We start from the raw sequence: 18,176 nt of genomic DNA, 5'->3' as shown, positions 1-18,176 counted from the left end.
GTATTATGACCGGGCAGAAAAGCGTATTATCCGGATCGACTGACCACAAAAAGTGTTACCTGTGTGCCCGGTCTGATCTGTTACCCATGTGCCCGGTCGTACCTGAATGCGCACCCTACGAAACTCCCCGTAGGGTCGCCATTTATGGCGACCTGGTCAATTACCGCACTACGTTCATGGCGACCTGGTCAATCACCGCACTGCTTCAATCTTAATGCGCTTTCCCCTGCGAAATCCCGACGCCCGTCTGTGAACGGATAAACTGTCCGCGGAATTTCGCCCGCTCCAGCGCTCCCTGCTGAGAATGATCGGTAATGGAAAACAGCCAGGTGCCGACAAACGCGACCAGCATCGAGAACAGCGCCGGATACTCATACGGATAGACTGGCGTTGCGTGTCCCAGTACCTGCACCCAAATGGTCGGGCCGAGAATCATTAGCACCACCGCCGTCAGCAGGCCCAGCCAGCCCCCCACCATGGCGCCGCGCGTGGTCAGTTTTGACCAGTACATCGACAGCAAAATAATCGGGAAGTTACAGCTGGCGGCAATCGAGAACGCCAGGCCGACCATGAAGGCAATGTTCTGTTTCTCAAACAGAATCCCCAGCGCAATCGCCACCACGCCCAGCACCAGCACGGTAATTTTCGACACCCGTAACTCTTCACGCTCGGTGGCCTGACCTTTGCGGATCACGCTGGCGTACAGGTCATGCGACACCGCCGAGGCACCGGCCAGCGTCAGTCCGGCCACTACTGCCAGAATGGTGGCGAAGGCCACCGCCGAGATAAAGCCGAGGAACAGGCTGCCGCCGACCGCATTGGAGAGATGCACTGCCGCCATGTTAGTGCCGCCAATCAGCGCGCCGCTGGCGTCTTTGAAGGCCGGATTAGCGCCGACCAGCAGAATCGCGCCGAAGCCGATAATAAAGGTCAGGAAGTAGAAGTAGCCCATAAAGCCGGTGGCCCAGAACACGCTTTTGCGTGCTTCCCGCGCATCGGCGACGGTGAAGAAACGCATCAGAATATGCGGCAGGCCGGCGGTGCCAAACATCAGGCCCAGACCGAGCGACAGCGCGGAGATCGGGTCTTTCACCAGACCGCCCGGCTGCATGATCGCGCTTCCTTTCGGGTGCACCGCCATCGCCTCGGTAAACAGCGTATTAAAGCTGAAACCGGTGGCTTTCATCACCATGATGGCCATAAAGCTGGCACCAAACAGCAACAGCACCGCTTTGATAATCTGCACCCAGGTGGTGGCGAGCATGCCGCCAAACAGCACGTACAGCACCATCAGAATGCCGACCAGCACCACGGCGATGTGGTAGTCGAGACCGAACAGCAGCTGGATCAGCTTACCGGCACCCACCATCTGCGCAATCAGATACAGCGCCACCACCACCAGCGAACCGCAGGCGGAAAGGGTGCGGATGGGCTTTTGCTGCAGGCGATAGGACGCCACATCGGCAAAGGTATAGCGGCCCAGGTTGCGCAGGCGTTCGGCAATCAGGAACAGAATCATGGGCCAGCCGACGAGGAAGCCGAGCGAGTAGATCAGCCCGTCGTAGCCGGAGGTGTAGACCAGCGCGGAGATACCGAGAAACGAGGCGGCCGACATAAAGTCACCGGCCATCGCCAGGCCATTCTGGAAACCGGTGATGTTGCCGCCGGCAGTGTAGTAATCGCTGCGCGAGCGGGTGCGTTTGGACGCCCAGTAAGTAATGCCGAGCGTGGCTGCCACGAAGACCACGAACATGATGATCGCTTCGTAGTTGGTGGCCTGTTTTTGCACCGCGCCGGTAATGGCATCGGCGGCAAATACGCTGGCTGGTACGATAGCCAGCGAGGCGGAGAGCAGGCGCTTCATGATTTCACCTCGCTGACAATCTGTTTGGTCAGACGATCAAATTCGCCGTTGGCGCGCCAGACATAAACGCCGGTCAGCAGAAACGACACCACAATCAGGCCGACGCCGATGGGGATGCCGCGCGTCACATTGGTGCCGGCGTGCAAGGGCGTGCCGAGCCAGCCGGGCGCGAAGGCAATCAGCAGAATAAAGCCGACATACAGTACCAGCATGATGAGGCTGAGCAGCAGCGCAAACGACTGACGTTTGTGCACCAGCTCCTGAAAACGCAGATTGCTTTCGATTTGTTGCCAGACGGCTTCCTGTTGGTTCAGGGCTTCGTTCATCACATTTTCTCCAGAGGCAAGGCAGACAGAAAACTCACGGCAACGTGATTTAACTGGCTGAATATTCTAGTTATAAAGGTTGTGCGATGGTGAAAAGCATACGGCGTAAGGATGGAAGAGCGGAGAGCTGCCTGCCGGGGACAGGCTGATACTCTCCGCCGGGTCAATGCCGGTTATGGCATGGTGATCGACTGTTTCTCCTCGAGCAATTTCTCCACCACGCCCGGATCGGCCAGCGTTGAAGTATCGCCAAAGTTGCTGGTATCGCCGGCGGCGATCTTGCGCAGAATGCGGCGCATGATTTTGCCGGAGCGGGTTTTGGGCAGCGAATCGGTCCAGTGCAACACGTCTGGCGTGGCAATCGGGCCGATCTCTTTACGCACCCAGTTGCGCACCTCACTGTACAGCTCTGGCGACGGCTCTTCGCCGTGATTCAGCGTGATATAAGCATAGATCGCCTGGCCTTTAATGCTGTGCGGAATCCCCACCACCGCGGCTTCGGCAATTTTTGGATGCGAGACCAGTGCGGACTCGATCTCCGCCGTGCCAAGCCGGTGGCCGGAGACGTTCAGCACGTCATCGACGCGGCCGGTGATCCAGTAATAGCCATCGTCGTCACGGCGCGCGCCGTCGCCGCTGAAGTAGCGATTTTTAAACGTCGAGAAGTAGGTTTGCTCAAAGCGATCGTGATCGCCAAACAGCGTGCGTGCCTGGCCGGGCCATGAGTCGACAATCACCAGGTTACCCTCGGTGGCACCGTCCAGCGTATTACCTTCGTTATCCACCAGCGCCGGCTGGACGCCAAAGAACGGTTTGGTGGCCGAGCCGGCCTTCAGCTCGGTGGCACCGGGCAGCGGCGTAATCATGAAGCCGCCGGTTTCGGTCTGCCACCAGGTATCGACGATCGGGCAACGGCTGTCGCCAATCTTTTTGTAATACCACTCCCAGGCTTCCGGGTTGATGGGCTCGCCGACCGATCCCATGATGCGCAGGCTGCTGCGCTGAGTGCCGGCAATCGCTTTATCACCCTCGGCCATCAGCGCGCGGATAGCGGTTGGCGCGGTGTACAGCAGCGTGACCTTATGTTTATCCACCACTTCCGCCATGCGGCTGGGCTGTGGCCAGTTGGGCACGCCTTCGAACATCAGCGTGGTGGCCCCGCAGGCCAGCGGACCGTAGATCAGATAGCTGTGCCCGGTAATCCAGCCCACGTCGGCGGTGCACCAGTACACATCATCGTCATGATAATCAAAAACATATTTGAAGGTGGTGGCGGCATACACCAGATAACCGCCGGTGGTGTGCAGCACGCCTTTCGGCTTGCCGGTGGAGCCGGAGGTATAAAGGATAAACAGCGGATGTTCGGCCTCAACCGCCACCGGCTGATGCTGATCGCTGGCTTTCGCCATCAGTTCATGCCACCACAGATCGCGGCCTTCGCGCCAGCCAGTCTCTTTGCCGGTGCGCTGGAACACCACCACGTTTTTCACGCTGGTGACGTTTGGATTGTTCAGCGCATCATCCACGTTTTTCTTCAGCGGAATGCTGCGTCCGGCACGCACGCCTTCGTCAGCGGTAATCACCAGTTTTGCACTGGAATCCACAACGCGTCCGGCCACCGCTTCAGGTGAGAAGCCGCCAAAAATGACCGAATGCACGGCACCGATGCGCGCGCAGGCCAGCATGGCGACCGCGGCTTCCGGCACCATCGGCATGTAGATCGCCACCACATCGCCTTTCTTCACGCCAAGGCCGGTCAGCACGTTGGCAAAGCGGCAGACGTCGGCGTGCAGTTCACGGAAGGTCAGGGTTTTGCTTTCGCTGGCGTCATCGCCTTCCCAGATAATCGCCGGGTGATCGCCGCGCGTAGCCAGGTGGCGATCGAGACAGTTGGCGGCAAGGTTCAGCGCACCATCTTCATACCAGCGAATCGAAATATTGCCGGGGGCAAACGAGGTATTTTTCACTTTGCTGTAGGGCGTCATCCAGTCGAGGATTTTGCCCTGTTCGCCCCAAAAGGCCTCAGGATCGTCAACCGACTGTTGATACAGCGCCGCATACTGATCGGCATTTATCAGGGCATTCGCTGCAATGGCAGCGGGTACGGGATGCTTGTGTATTTGGCTCATGGCTGACCTCCTTGAAGATGTTAATCATATGTCAATCAAAGGTTAATTGAAGAGTGAGGCCGGGCTTTGTTTCTGTTTTGCAGTCTGGATCACGACCTTGTGTAAGGCTGAAAAGCCACCCAATTCAATCTGTTTACCGGCGCAGGAAATGAGGCAAAACCACTGGCTGGATCAATAAAATTATGAACCAGCCGGTTAAATAAGCAGCAAACAGACCGGCACGTTTTTTCAGCAATCCTGAATAGCTATGCGAAAAATTATCGAATTAACACTTTTCATAACAGCGAGTTATGACAGGCGCATGTCAGCAGCATTTTATGCTGCCTGGCTGTGCAGGATTTAAGCTATCGCCCCAGGGGTTGCATTTACCGTAGTGAAAATGGTACTTATCTCGGCCCTGTTCAGCAGGTATCAACTCAGGCTGCATCATCGCGCGGGCGCATAATGCCGGCGCAGCGGTAACCGATGCAGTCCATTATAACCCTCTATTTTATCGGGCTTTTGCTCACTTCCCTGTGTGTAATGTCTTCTGCACCTTCGCAGCAGAGCAAAGGGGTTTTAACTGAGGAAATAACGCGTTATGAAAGGTTTTAAACTCACCCTCGCGTGGCAGATTCTGATTGCCCTGATTCTCGGCGTTATCGTCGGAACCGTGCTGCATAATCAGCCAGACGATCGTGAATGGTTAATCACTAACATTCTTACTCCTGCCGGCGACATCTTTATTCATCTCATCAAGATGATTGTGGTGCCGATTGTTATTTCCTCACTGATTGTCGGCATCGCCGGCGTGGGTGATGCGAAAAAGCTCGGGCGGATTGGTGTGAAAACCATCATCTATTTTGAAGTGATTACCACCATTGCCATTGTGGTCGGCATCACGCTGGCCAACGTATTCCAACCCGGCAGCGGCATTGATATGTCAACGCTGGCAACGGTGGACATCTCTAAATACGAAGCCACAACGGAAGCCGTGCAGGGTGCGCCACATGGCCTGGTGACGACCATTCTGTCGCTGATCCCGCAGAATATTTTCGCCTCGCTGGTCAAAGGCGACATGCTGCCGATTATCTTCTTCTCGGTACTGTTTGGCATGGGACTGTCAGCGCTGCCGTCGGAGCATCGCGATCCGCTGGTGACCGTATTCCGTTCCATTTCCGAAACCATGTTTAAAGTGACGCACATGATCATGCGCTATGCGCCGGTCGGGGTGTTTGCACTGATTGCCGTCACCATTGCTAACTTCGGTTTTGCCTCGCTCTACCCGCTGGCCAAGCTGGTGCTGCTGGTGTACGTGGCGATTCTGTTCTTTGCGTTCGTGGTGCTGGGTGCGGTGGCGCGCTTCTGCAAGCTGCGTATTACGACCCTGATGCGCATTCTGAAAGATGAGCTGATTCTGGCGTATTCCACCTCCAGCTCAGAGACCGTGCTGCCGCGCATCATGCAGAAGATGGAAGCCTACGGCGCGCCGAAGGCGATCACCAGCTTCGTGGTGCCAACCGGCTATTCGTTCAATCTGGATGGTTCAACGCTCTATCAGAGCATTGCGGCGATCTTTATCGCCCAGCTGTACGGCATTGACCTGTCGCTGACCGATGAAATTATTCTGGTGCTGACCCTGATGGTGACGTCGAAAGGCATCGCAGGTGTGCCGGGCGTCTCGTTTGTGGTGCTGCTGGCTACGCTGGGCAGCGTCGGTATTCCACTGGAAGGTCTGGCGTTTATCGCCGGCGTCGACCGTATCATGGACATGGCGCGCACCGCGCTCAACGTCATCGGCAACGCGCTGGCGGTGCTGGTTATCGCCCGCTGGGAAAACCAGTTTGATACCAAACAGGCCGCCGCCTACGAGCTGCAGCTGCGCACGCAAAACGCCAGCTAAGCGACATGCTCTTTGACTGAACCCGCCTTCTGGCGGGTTTTTTTATGTTCGCTGCCGCAAAAGGCAAAAAAATTGACCTGAGCAGGAGGAATTAACAATTCTATATGATATATAGTTTCAAGAATAAATTATTCCTTAAGGGAGCGAACATGAACATCGATCTGAGCCAGATGATCACCGAGGGCCGCAACCCGGCGAGCCAGAACATTGACGAGCTGAACACGGAAGCGATGCTGCGCGTCATTAACGATGAAGACAAAAAGGTGGCGCTGGCAGTGGAAGCTATCGTGCCGCAGATTGCTGAGGTGGTGGATGCCATCACGGCGGCATTCAGCCAGGGCGGACGTCTGATTTACTGCGGTGCCGGGACCTCCGGCCGCCTCGGTATTCTCGATGCCAGCGAATGCCCGCCCACGTTCGGTACGCCGCGCAGTCAGGTGGTCGGGCTGATCGCCGGCGGCCATACCGCCATTTTACAGGCGGTGGAAAACGCCGAGGACAACCGCGAGCAGGGCGCGCAGGATTTAAAAGATATCGACTTTTCGGCGCGCGATGTGCTGGTCGGCATTGCTGCCAGCGGCCGCACACCTTATGTGCTCGGCGCACTGGCCTGGGCGAAGCAGCAGGGCGCCTTCACCGCCGCGCTGACCTGTAATCCCAACAGCGCCATGTCGCAGGCGGCGGACGTCGCCCTGACGCCGGTGGTGGGGCCGGAAGTGGTCACCGGCTCGTCACGCATGAAAGCCGGCACCGCGCAAAAGCTGGTGCTCAATATGCTGACCACCGGCGCCATGATCCGCAGCGGCAAAGTGTACGGCAACCTGATGGTCGACGTAGAAGCCACCAATCAGAAACTGGTGCAGCGGCAAATCAACATCGTTAAGCAGGCCACCGAATGTGACGATGCCCGCGCGCAGCAGGCGCTGGCAGCGTGCGGCGGCCACTGTAAAACCGCCATTGTGATGATACTGGCGGACCTGAACGCCGATGAAGCGCAGGCGCTGCTGGCGCAGAACCACGGCTTTATCCGCCAGGCATTACACCACGCAGGAGCGCAATGATGGCGGCGATTACCGAAAGCTTATTGCGCGATATCCTGCAGGCGGTCGGCGGCGCAGGCAACGTCGTGCACTGCGGTAACTGCATGACGCGCCTGCGTCTGACGCTGGCCGATGCCGCGCGGGTCGACAGCGCCCGGCTGAAAACGCTGCCCGGCGTGCTGGGCGTGATTGACAGCGATGCCCAGCTGCAGATTGTGCTCGGCCCTGGCAAAGCGCAAACCGCAGCGGAAAAAATGCAGGCGATGCTGAACAGCGCCACGCCAGAGGCGCCGGGCGATCTGCACAGCATCGCCAGCGCGCAGAAGCAGCAGATGAAAGCGAAGCAAACCAGCGCGCTGCACCGTTTTCTCTCCTGCTTTGCCACCATTTTTACCCCGCTGATCCCAGGCTTTATCGGTGCCGGATTGCTGCTGGGATTTGCCACGCTGATTGAGCAGGTGTGCCATCTCAATCAGCCCGGGGAACACGCCCGCTGGCTGCTGGATACCGTGGCTTATATGAAGGTGTTCGGCAAAGGGTTGTTCACCTTCCTCAGCATCTTAATCGGCTATAACGCGCAGAAAGCGTTCGGCGGCACTGGCGTGAACGGCGCGATCATCGCCTCGCTGTTTGTGCTGGGTTATGTCCCGAACGCGACCGTTGGCTATTACAGCGGCATGCAGGATTTCTTCGGCCTGACTATCGATCCGCGCGGCAATATTATTGGCGTGCTGCTGGCGGCGATATTTGGTGCCTGGCTGGAGAAACAGCTGCGCAAAATTATCCCGGATAATCTCGATATGATTCTCACCTCGCTGCTGACGCTGTTAATTACCGGCGCGGTGACGTTCCTGGTCATCATGCCGATTGGCGGCGAGCTGTTTAAAGGCATGTCGTGGCTGTTTATCCACCTGAACAATAACCCGTTCGGCTGTGCCATTCTGGCCGGTTTATTCCTTATCGCGGTGATGTTCGGCATTCATCAGGGCTTTATTCCGGTCTATTTTGCGCTGATGGAAACCCAGGGTTTCAATTCGCTGTTCCCGATACTCGCCATGGCCGGAGCCGGTCAGGTCGGTGCTTCGCTGGCGCTATGGTGCAAAGCCGACAAGCACTCGCTGCTGCGCAGCCAGATTAAAGGCGCTATCGTGCCAGGTCTGCTGGGCGTCGGTGAGCCGCTCATCTATGGCGTGACGCTGCCGCGTCTTAAACCGTTTATTACCGCCTGCTTCGGCGGTGCGCTGGGCGGCTTCTTTATCGGGCTGGTGGCGTGGCTCGGACTGCCGGTGGGCATGAACACGGTGTTTGGCCCGTCAGGGCTGGTGACGCTGCCGCTGATGACCTCTTCGCAGGGCATCTTTGCCGGTATGGCGGTCTATCTGGTGGGGCTGATCGTGGCGTGGATCGGCGGCTTCGTCTTTACCTGGTGGGGCGGCACCAAAAACGTTGATTTAAGTTAGAAAAGCCCGCGCCGGCAGACCGTCAAGAGGTCTGATGTCATTAAATGGATGATTTTGCTGCAATTGTGGGCTGGCTCACAATTGCAGTATTTCGTTAGCGCTGCTTATTATTGAGCGTGAGAATTATCACCCGTCCAGACTTTACTGGAGTGGCTGAAAATAAATGACGTGATATTAATGCGTTATCACTATGAGCCTTATTTAAACCAGGGTTATAGCTTTTCATTTCCTGCGAAATTATTATTTCATTCCGATAAATATCTCCGGGCTCGCTTTTGATCTGTGCAGCCATAAAGTCTATATAAGCAACAGCTTTCTCCTGATTTTCACGCATCAGCGGCACTCTCTGTGCCCGTAATTAACCACTTGATTCGTTTTGTGAAAATAGAGTTCGCCCATCTGCCCCTTTGTTCTTTTTTTCGCTGTGCGTTCACAGCGTCGCTGATTGCTTGTTACTGGAGGTTGTATGAGATTCACCCGGAATCCCATTGCGCTAGGGATCGTCGCTGCGCAGGCGGTGTTTTATTTCCCCGGCGTAGGGGAAGCGGCAACACTGGGCGCGTATAATCCGCGCGATAATGACCAGCAGAGCGGCGCGCTGATCGTTAACGGCGGCAGCGCAACCTTAACCGGTAATCAGGCGTTTGAACCGGGCATTGACGGGGCGGTCAACACCACGCTCGGCCAGGTGACCATCGCGGCGGGCGCACAATATCTCAATCAGGCACGTCTCGATCCCGGTCCGCAAAACCTCGCCATCACCGTGCCGGATCCCACTACCGGCGGCAATACCACCTTTCAGGTTTTTGATTCCGCCAGCCTGGTGGCGCAGGCACCGGTTACCGCCAGCACGGTGGTGCCGGATCTGCAAAACGTCAATGATAATCAATATATTGACGCGCGCATTGCCGACGTCAGCGGCAGCGGCAGTTCGCTGGATGTCAGCATCGGTCAGAGCAACGCGAACAGCAGCGCCAGTACCAACGCCTGGACCATGGCGGCCAAAAACACCACGTTGTTTCAGGTCAGTAACGGCGGTACCCTCAACTGGAACAACAACAACCGCATCACCTTTAACGGTTCTGCGGCCAACGTCTCCGGCGGCCAGGTGACCGACAGCCTGGCGGTACAAAACCTCGCCACCTATAACGGCAGCTTTAGCGTGCAGACGCTGGACGGCAAAACCACCGCCTTCAACGTCACCAATGCCATCCAGCTGCAAAGCTACAATAACTGGCTGGTGAGCCAGCTGCAGGCCGGCAATCTCGCGCCGGCCAGCTACCTCAGCGCGTTCAATCAGGCGGTCACTATCACCAACGGCGATATTGTCTATAACGTCAGCGCCACTGCGCCGGATGAAGTGACGCAGCCGATAGGTAGCCGCGTGGTGATCAATGCCGAAGGCGCCGGTTCGCAGGTTACTATCGCCACCGGTAAAACGCTGGAAGTGGTAGGGGCCAGCGATGGCGCGGTACGCGTGGCCAGCGGGGCCAATGCCACCATCGACGGGAAACTGGCGAGCCGCGGCACCGCGCTGGCGCTGGATGGCGCGACGGCTACCAATAGCAGCAGTGGCGTCATCAACGGTGGCTTCCTCAACCGTATTGATGGCACCGGCGTCGGCGCGGCCAGCAACAACGCCACGGCGGTAACGGTGCAAAACGGCGGCGATTTCACTAACAATGGCGTGCTTAACCTCGGTACCACCGGCAGCAATCTGACCAACGGCGTGGCGGGCATCCGTCTTGATGCCAATGCGCAGGCCAGCAACAGCGGCAATATCAACGTGGGCGTCAACGGCTCCAGCGCGCGCGGCACCACCTCCGGCGTGCTGCTCACCAGCGACAGCAGCCGATTTACCAACAACAGCGGCGGCACGATTTATCTCGGGCGAGGCGCGCAGAACAGCCTGAGCGACAACGTGGCGGAGACCGCCCTGAACCAGAGCGGGCTGACCAGCGGCATTGCGCTGCTGGCCAACGGCAGCGCCACCAACGACGGGGCGATTGTGATTGGCTCGCGCGTACAGAACGCCGCCGGGATGTCGGTCAGCGGTGCCAGCAATGCCACGCTGATCAACAGCGGCACCATCGACGTCAACGGCAGCGCTGCGCGCGTGCCGCGCGAGAACGTCGGCATGCTGGTCACTAACAGCAACGGTACGCTGGAGAATCGCGGCACCATCAACCTCAATGGCGTTAACGGCACCGGCCTGAAAGTGCTGGCCACCAGTGGTAACAGCGCCGCCGCCAGCTCCACCGGGACCATCAACGTGGCGGGCGGAGCCGATCCGGCCAGCGGCACGCGCAACTTTGGCGTGTGGGTGGAAGGCCAGGGCAGCGGCACTGCCGCAGCGAACGTGGACGGGCCGATTAACCTCACCGGCAACGGCGCAATTGGCGTGCACGCGCGCGGCAACGCCACGGTTAACGTCACGCAGAATGCCATTCCCCGCTTCAGCACCGGCAGCAATCAAATCGGCTTTTTTGCCTATGGCCCGAATGCGCTGATCAACGTGGACGACAACAACGCGTTTGACGTCACCACCACTAACTCGACGCTCTTCCGCATCGAACAGGGCGCGACGTTTGACGGAACTAACACCACGCTGACCGCCTCCGGCGCGGGTGCGGTGGCGGTGAACGGCACCGGCGGTGGCGGAACATTGGTGAAGACCAACAACGCCACGATTAACGTCAGCGGCACCGGTGCCACCGGCGTCAATATCGAGGGCGGTGCGCAGGGCAACATTGACGCGGCGACCACCATTACCCTCAGTGGCAGCAACGCCACGGGCGCGATTGCCGACGGGCAGAAACATACGCTGACCGGTGCTAACAGCCGTGCGCCGGTCGCCAGCACGCGGCTGACCTCCGCCGCAGAACTCAACTCGGCGCAGAACGGCATCACCGGCTATCTGGCGCGCAACCGCGCGCAGTTCAGCAACAGCGGCAACATCAACTTCAGCGGGGCCAATACCACCGGCCTGCGCGTGGAGAGCGGGGCGACCGGCAGCAACAGCGGCAATATCAGCATCAGCGACGGCGGCACCGGTATTGCGGTGAACAGCGCGGGCAGCACCTTCGCCACCACCGCCAGCAACAGCGGCAACATCGACGTCAATGGCGGCAACACCACCCGCCGTACGCGCGGCGTCAGCGCCAGCGGTAGCCAGGCGGTGGCGAACCTCAACGGCGGCACGCTCACGCTCAACGGGAGTGGCGCCATCGGCGCCGAAGCGCTGGACGGTGCGCTGGTGAATATCGCCGCCGGATCGACGCCGATCTTTAACAATAGCGACCAGATCGCCTATCACGCTGCAGGTAACGGTTCGCGCATTCGCGCCGCCACCAGCGCGCTGGATGTCAGCACGCGTGGTTCCACCGGCTACCGCCTTGACGACGGCGCGGCGCTGAGCTTCAGCACGCCGAACAGCCTGAGCGCCAGCGCCGCCAGCAGCACCGGCGTAATTGTCTCCGGCAGCGGCAGCAGCCTCAACAGCGCCAACCTCAATCTGACCGCCAGCGGCGAGGAGAGCACCGCCGTGCGCGTCGAGGGCGGCGCAGCGGCGACGCTTGATGGCAGCAGCACCATCACGCTCAGCGGCAACAACGCGGTAGGCGTGCTGGTGAATACGCTGCGCAGCGATCTCAGTAATGCGCTGGACGGCAGCGCTGCCGCCACCCGCGTCACCAGCAACGCCCGCATCAGCGGCGCTGGCAACGATGCCGTTGGCTTTGACCTGACCAACGGCGCGGCACTGGAGAACAATGGCGCACTGACGCTGACCGGCAGCAACAGCATCGGCATGCGCTCGCGCGCCGGCAGCACGCTGACCAATAATGGCGTGGTTAACGTCAGCAGCGGCACCGGGTTAGATGTCGGCGGCAGCGGCACCACGCTGGCGCAGGGCGGCAGCATCAATGTCGATAACGGCGTGGCCGGCGTGCGCATCAGCGACGGCGCACAACTGGCGCTGACCGGCAGCAATACACTGATCACCACGCGCGGCACGGCGCATGGCATTTTGCTCGACAGCGGCGCGGCAGCGCTCAGCGCGCGCGACGCCACCATCAACGTACTGGGCAGCGGCAACGGCATCGAAAACCGCGCGGAGCTGGACAACGTTAGCCTGAGCAACCTGACGCTTAACGTTGGCGATGGCAACGGCATCCGCACCGCCGTCGCGTTCGATCCCGCCTCCACCGTGACCACCCATGTGTCCGGCAGCGGTAACGGCCTGACTATCGCCAACGCCGATGGATCGACCACCGGCGGCGATCTGACGCTGGGTTCGGGTTACGTTTTCAATGTCACCGGCGCCGGCGGCACCGGGATTCGCGCCAACACCACAGGAAATATCGTCACCGCTGCCAGCGTCAATATCAGCAATGCGGCAGGCGGTTCGGCACTGGTCTCCAGCACCGCCGGCACCATCGTCAACCGCGGTACGCTGCGCTCCAGCAGCCTGACGGCACCGGTGGTCGATCTGCGCGGCGGCAAAACGGTATTTGAGAACCTCGGTACTATCGTGACGGCCACGGCGCAAAGCGTGGCGGTGGCGGGCAGTAACGCCGACGATGTGATTTTGCTGACGCAGGGTGACGTGCTGGGCGACATCAATCCTGGCGGCGGCAGCGACACGTTCCGCTGGACCGGCGGCACGCTCAACGGCAGCCTGACCATGGGCGCAGACAACAACAATATTGCCGACGTCAGCGGCGTCGATCTCAGCACCACTTACCATCTCACCAGCGGCAACGGCACCGGTAACAGCCTGACCTTTGACCAGATTACGGCGCGTGGCGGCAGCTTCAGCGCGGATGACCTGAGCAAAGGTGTTAACCTCGGCAGCGGCTGGAGCATCATTAATTTCGCGGATAGCCGCTGGACGCTGACCGACAATCTGCAGCTGGCGCACAGCACCATCAACATTGATGGGCGCTCAACGCTGTATGCCGGTGACAACGTGCATCCCACGCTGGCGGGCGGCACAGCGGATTCGCTGCAGGTGAATAACAGCGGCACGCTGGATCTCACCAATGGCAGCGGTTCGCCGGGCAATACGCTGGACATCAACGGCTCGCTGGCGTCGCTGGGCGGTCAGGCGAATCTGGTGACGCGCCTGAATGACGGCGGCGCGCTGAGCAACCAGTTCACCGACCACATCAACGTCAGCGGTAACGCCAGCGGCACCACGCTGCTCAACGTCAGGCTCGATGCGGCAAGCAGCGCGGCGCTCACCGATCGCAACCGCAACGGCGGCATTGAGGGCAATGAAGGCATTTCGCTGGCGCAGGTGGGCGGCAACGCCGGCCAGAACAGCTTTGCGCTCAGGGATGGCTATCTCGGTGCCGGACCGTGGCAGTACCGGCTGTACAGCTTCGCGCCGGGCAGCAGCGATCCGGCGCAGCGCCTGCTGAGCGGCAGCGGCAACAATTACTGGGATTACCGGCTGGCAAACTACTACGTGTGCGAGGACAGCGACAGCTGCCAGCCAGCGCTGGTGACCAGCGGATTTGGCACGCCACAGCGCTACGATGCGCGTCCGGCGGTGGTGCCGCAGGTGCCCTCGTACATTTCAGCACCGGTTGGCCTCGCCTATTATACCGCCGCGATTATCGATGACCTACACAAGCGTCTCGGCGAACTGCGTCACGAGCAGACGCGCCCGGCGGGTAACGGCGGTGAGATGTTCCTGCGCTACATCGGCTCGAATCTGAAATACAAAAGCGACCGCAGCTTTAGCGATTACGGCTACGGGTTTGACCTCGACTACAGCGCGGTGCAGCTTGGCGGCAACCTGCTGCGTCTCGACGGTGAGCAGGACAGCCTGCGCGGCGGCGTGGCCTACACGCGCGGCAATACGCGCATCCGCCCGCAGGCGGCAGACGGTTACAGCAGCACCAGCTTCGATAGCGACAGCCTGGCACTGTACGGCACCTGGCAGCGCCAGAGCGGCTTTTATCTCGACGGTGTGCTGTCGTTTGACTGGCATCGTGGTGAAACCGACATTGCGCGCCAGCAGCGCGAGGCAAAGCTGAAGGGCCACGGCTGGACCGCCTCGCTGGAGAGCGGTTATCCGTTTGAACTCGGCGAGGGCTACAAGCTGGAGCCGCAGGCGCAGTTGATGTACCTGAAACTGAACATGAACGATTTCACGGATGAGGACAATAACCAGGTGCGCTATGGCGATTATCACCAGACGATTGGCCGTCTCGGCGCGCGTCTCGACCGCAGCTGGACCGATGACAGCAACCGCCAGTACACGCCTTATCTGCGCGCGAATTATTACAAAGGCTGGGGCGGTACGGCGCAGGCGTCGGTGTCGGCTGCCGATAACCCGGCGCTCGGGGCCAGCTTCAGCAGCGGTAATTTTGGCCAGATGTGGGAAGTGGGTGCCGGCGGCACGGTGACGCTGCAGCAGGATGTGTCGCTGTACGCCGAAGCGGATTACCGCAAGGAGATCGACGGCAACGGCGCCAGAGGCTGGCGTTACAACCTCGGCGTGCGCTGGCAGTTCTGACAGTATGTGCAAATGACGCGGTCGCCGTGAACGGTGTAATGCCGACCGGTCAGGGCAGCCGCAAATCGCACAAAATTTGTAGCGGCGCGATTTATCGCGCAATAAATTGCGCCGCTACCAAATGTGCAACGATTGTCGAACAGTTTGAGGTTCAACTGACAAACTTATCGTACTCAGCCAAAGCTCGATCTCATTTACCCTAAATGATTTTTTATCGATCCCACCCGCGGCCAGAACTGTGAAGCGCCGCGCACTCCGGCTTTATTAAGAACAAAAATTAAATAGCCGCGCTAAAGCCAGGCCATTGTGCTGCCGAAAAGGTAAAAAAGTATTATCGATTTCTCTTCAGCCTGCGTTTTGCAAGGACTCACACATGCGTAATAACCAGCCCATCACCCAGCGTGAATTCGTCTTCGACGATCGCGCCACGCTGATGTCGACCACCGATCTCAACAGCCACATCACCTACGCCAACGACGCCTTTATTGAGGTCAGCGGATTCAGCCCGGAAGAGGTCAACGGCCAGCCGCACAACATGGTGCGTCATCCGGATATGCCGCCGGAAGCGTTCGCCGATATGTGGAGCACGCTGAAGCAGGGCGAACCCTGGACCGCGCTGGTCAAGAACCGGCGCAAGAATGGCGATCACTACTGGGTGCGCGCCAATGCCATTCCGGTGGTGCGCGAGGGCAAGCTGCAGGGCTATATGTCGGTACGCACCAAACCGTCGGCGGAGGAGGTCCGTCAGTGCGAGGCGCTGTATCGTGATTTTCGTGAAGGGCGTGCCAAATGGCGTCGTTTTCATAAGGGACTGATTGTTGGCAGCGGCTGGCGGCGACTGGCCTCAGTGCTGAAAACGCTGCCGCTGCGCTGGCGCATCCGCAGTACGCTGATCGCGCTGCTGCCGTTGTCGGTGCTGAGCGTCTGGCTGCTGGGCATGGCACCGCTGGCGATCGGCTGCTTCAGCGGCGGCATGGCCGGGCTGCTGCTGCTGGCCAGCCTGTGGCTGGAGCATCAAATCTCGCGCCCGATGGAGCGCATGTGCCGCCAGGCGCTGAGCGTGGCCACCGGCGCCAGCCACAAAGTCGAGCACATCGATCGGGTGGATGAGATCGGTATGACGCAGCGCGCCATCGGCCAGCTGGGCCTGATGTTCCGCTGGCTGGTGGATGACGTCAGCGGCCAGGCGATCAACGTCCTGAGTGCCAGCGACGCCATCGCGCGCAGCAATGATGAACTGAGCCGTCGCACCGAACAGGCGGCGGCGAACGTGCAGCAAACGGCGGCGACCATGAACGAAATGACCGCCACGGTCAAAAGCAACACGGAAACCGCCAGCGAAGTGAATACGCTGTCGGCCAGCACCAGCGCAGCGGCGATCAAAGGCGGTGAAGTGATGCAGGAGATGGTCGGCATGATGGCGGAAATTGCCGACAGCTCGAAGCGTATCGCCAACATCACCAGCGTGATTGACGGCATCGCTTTCCAGACCAATATTCTGGCGCTGAACGCGGCGGTGGAAGCGGCACGTGCCGGTGAGCAGGGTAAAGGCTTTGCGGTGGTGGCGGGCGAGGTGCGCAGTCTGGCACAGCGCAGCGCCAAAGCCGCCAGCGAGATCAAAAACCTGGTGGAAACCAGCGCCGGCCGCGTGCAGTCGGGCAGCGATCACGCCGATGCGGCCGGCCACACGATGCAGGCGATTGTCGATCAGGTGCAGAATGTCACCGCCCTGATCGCGCAAATCAGCGCGGCGACGGCCGAACAATCCATCGCGCTGAGCGAAGTCAGTAGCGCGGTGGAGGATCTCGACGACATCACCCATCAGAACGCGGCGCGCGTGGCGGAAGGTGCAGAAGCCTCCGGCCGAATGGCGCATCAGGCCAACCGGCTGGTTGAAGCGATCAGCGTGTTTCGCTAAGTTTCACGACGCTTCACGTCCGGCGCGCAGCGCGCCGGGCGGTGTGCCGACAATGCGTTTGAAGGCGCGACTGAAGGCGGCCAGTGAACCGTAACCGAGGTGGAACGCCACGCTCTCCACCGCTTCGCCATCGTTCACAATACGCTCAACCGCCAGACGCATGCGCAGTTCAGTGAGGTAGCGCAGCGGCGTCATGCCGGTGGCGTTTTGAAAGCGCGCGGCAAACACCGAGCGTGAGCTGCCGGATTCGCGCGCCAGCCGCTCCACCGTCCAGTTTTCGCCGGGCGCGCGGTGCATGGCCGCCATCGCCAGGCTGAGGCGCGGATCGCGCAGGGCCTGCACCAGCCCGCTGCCCTGGCCACAGCCATTCTCCACCCAGCCCCGCACAATTTGCGCCGCCACCACATCGGCCAGCCGCGACAAAATGCCGGCAAAGCCCGCTTTGCGCTGACGCGTTTCACGCTCCATGGCATCCAGAATCGGCTGGATTTCCGGGTATTGCGCCAGCAGCGTGCTGACCAGCATCACGTCCGGCATGGTGTGCACCAGCGGCTGCATGCCGCCCAGCTCGAACGCCATGCAGGCGCTGAATAAAATCACATCGCTGTCATCCGGGCAGGCATCCGCGTCCGGCGCATCGTTGATGGCGCACACGCTGTCGCAGATGGGTTTGCTGTTAAACGTGGCGATCGGCACGCACACCGCATCTTCGCCGGAGATCAGCGCGTGCGGCTTACCGTGCGGAATCAGCAGCGCATCGCCCGCCTGCAGCGGATAGACGGTGCCGGAAGCGGAGCGAATCAGCAGCGAGCCGCGGCCAACAAAGTGCAGCTGTGCCTTGCCCGGCGCGTCATCATATTGCAGGCCAAACGGCGTATGCAGCGCGATGCGCTGATATTTGACGCCGTACAGGCGCATGCCCATCAGCAGTTCGCTGGTCAAATCTTCATAGCGGCTCATACAATCCAGACGAATTATCAAAAAACAAAGTTTCTGTATCATAGATCGTCTTGCGTCGTCTCTCTATGCTT

Annotated in this window: 10 protein-coding genes; 5 read left to right on the top strand and 5 right to left on the bottom strand. The window is 59.8% G+C overall.

Annotation, left to right across the window (positions count from 1 at the left end):
• Nucleotides 1-211: 211 nt before the first annotated feature.
• The 3 genes from CBW22_RS21575 to acs form a co-directional block, all read right to left on the bottom strand.
• Nucleotides 212-1,864, bottom strand: coding sequence for a cation acetate symporter (locus tag CBW22_RS21575; RefSeq protein ID WP_021507822.1), 1,653 nt, complete (start codon nt 1,862-1,864; stop codon nt 212-214).
• Nucleotides 1,861-2,190: a DUF485 domain-containing protein gene (locus CBW22_RS21570; protein ID WP_088517832.1), complete on the bottom strand. Its 330-nt coding sequence runs from the start codon at nt 2,188-2,190 to the stop codon at nt 1,861-1,863. Before CBW22_RS21570 ends, CBW22_RS21575 begins: the two co-directional genes overlap by 4 nt.
• Before the next feature lie 173 nt (nt 2,191-2,363).
• Complete coding sequence (gene acs / locus CBW22_RS21565) at nt 2,364-4,319, bottom strand: acetate--CoA ligase (protein WP_058774926.1); 1,956 nt, start codon at nt 4,317-4,319, stop codon at nt 2,364-2,366.
• Between the two features lie 580 nt (nt 4,320-4,899).
• Here acs and gltP point away from each other — a divergent pair.
• The 3 genes from gltP (at nt 4,900) to murP (ending at nt 8,701) form a co-directional block, all read left to right on the top strand.
• Complete coding sequence (gltP, locus tag CBW22_RS21560) at nt 4,900-6,201, top strand: glutamate/aspartate:proton symporter GltP (RefSeq protein ID WP_021507820.1); 1,302 nt, start codon at nt 4,900-4,902, stop codon at nt 6,199-6,201.
• Nucleotides 6,202-6,350: 149 nt separating this feature from the next.
• Nucleotides 6,351-7,262 (top strand): N-acetylmuramic acid 6-phosphate etherase, encoded by a 912-nt coding sequence (gene murQ / locus CBW22_RS21555; protein WP_088517831.1) that lies wholly within the window; start codon nt 6,351-6,353, stop codon nt 7,260-7,262.
• Complete coding sequence (gene murP / locus CBW22_RS21550; protein ID WP_058774923.1) at nt 7,262-8,701, top strand: PTS N-acetylmuramic acid transporter subunit IIBC; 1,440 nt, start codon at nt 7,262-7,264, stop codon at nt 8,699-8,701. The genes murQ and murP overlap by 1 nt, the downstream gene beginning before the upstream one ends.
• Before the next feature lie 94 nt (nt 8,702-8,795).
• On the opposite strand, the gene CBW22_RS26140 is transcribed toward murP, so the two are convergent.
• A complete protein-coding gene (locus tag CBW22_RS26140; protein ID WP_141097341.1) occupies nt 8,796-9,035 on the bottom strand; it encodes a hypothetical protein in 240 nt (79 codons plus the stop codon).
• A 132-nt stretch (nt 9,036-9,167) separates the two neighbouring features.
• Here CBW22_RS26140 and CBW22_RS21545 point away from each other — a divergent pair, with 132 nt between their 5' ends.
• A complete protein-coding gene (locus CBW22_RS21545; RefSeq protein ID WP_088517830.1) occupies nt 9,168-15,227 on the top strand; it encodes an autotransporter outer membrane beta-barrel domain-containing protein in 6,060 nt (2,019 codons plus the stop codon).
• Nucleotides 15,228-15,600: 373 nt separating this feature from the next.
• Entirely contained in the window at nt 15,601-17,145 is a 1,545-nt protein-coding gene (locus tag CBW22_RS21540; RefSeq protein ID WP_088517829.1) for a methyl-accepting chemotaxis protein, read from the top strand.
• A 3-nt stretch (nt 17,146-17,148) separates the two neighbouring features.
• Here the strand turns inward: CBW22_RS21540 and CBW22_RS21535 are convergent, their stop codons facing one another.
• The gene (locus CBW22_RS21535; protein ID WP_088517828.1) at nt 17,149-18,105 is read right to left on the bottom strand and encodes an AraC family transcriptional regulator; all 957 of its coding nucleotides are present in this window, start codon (nt 18,103-18,105) and stop codon (nt 17,149-17,151) included.
• Nucleotides 18,106-18,176: the final 71 nt, after the last annotated feature.

The organism is Pantoea sp. VS1 (assembly GCF_002207995.1).
Lineage (GTDB): Bacteria > Pseudomonadota > Gammaproteobacteria > Enterobacterales > Enterobacteriaceae > Pantoea > Pantoea dispersa.
Note: the sequence above shows the minus strand (reverse complement) of the source record. Positions and strands in the feature narration are given on the sequence as shown.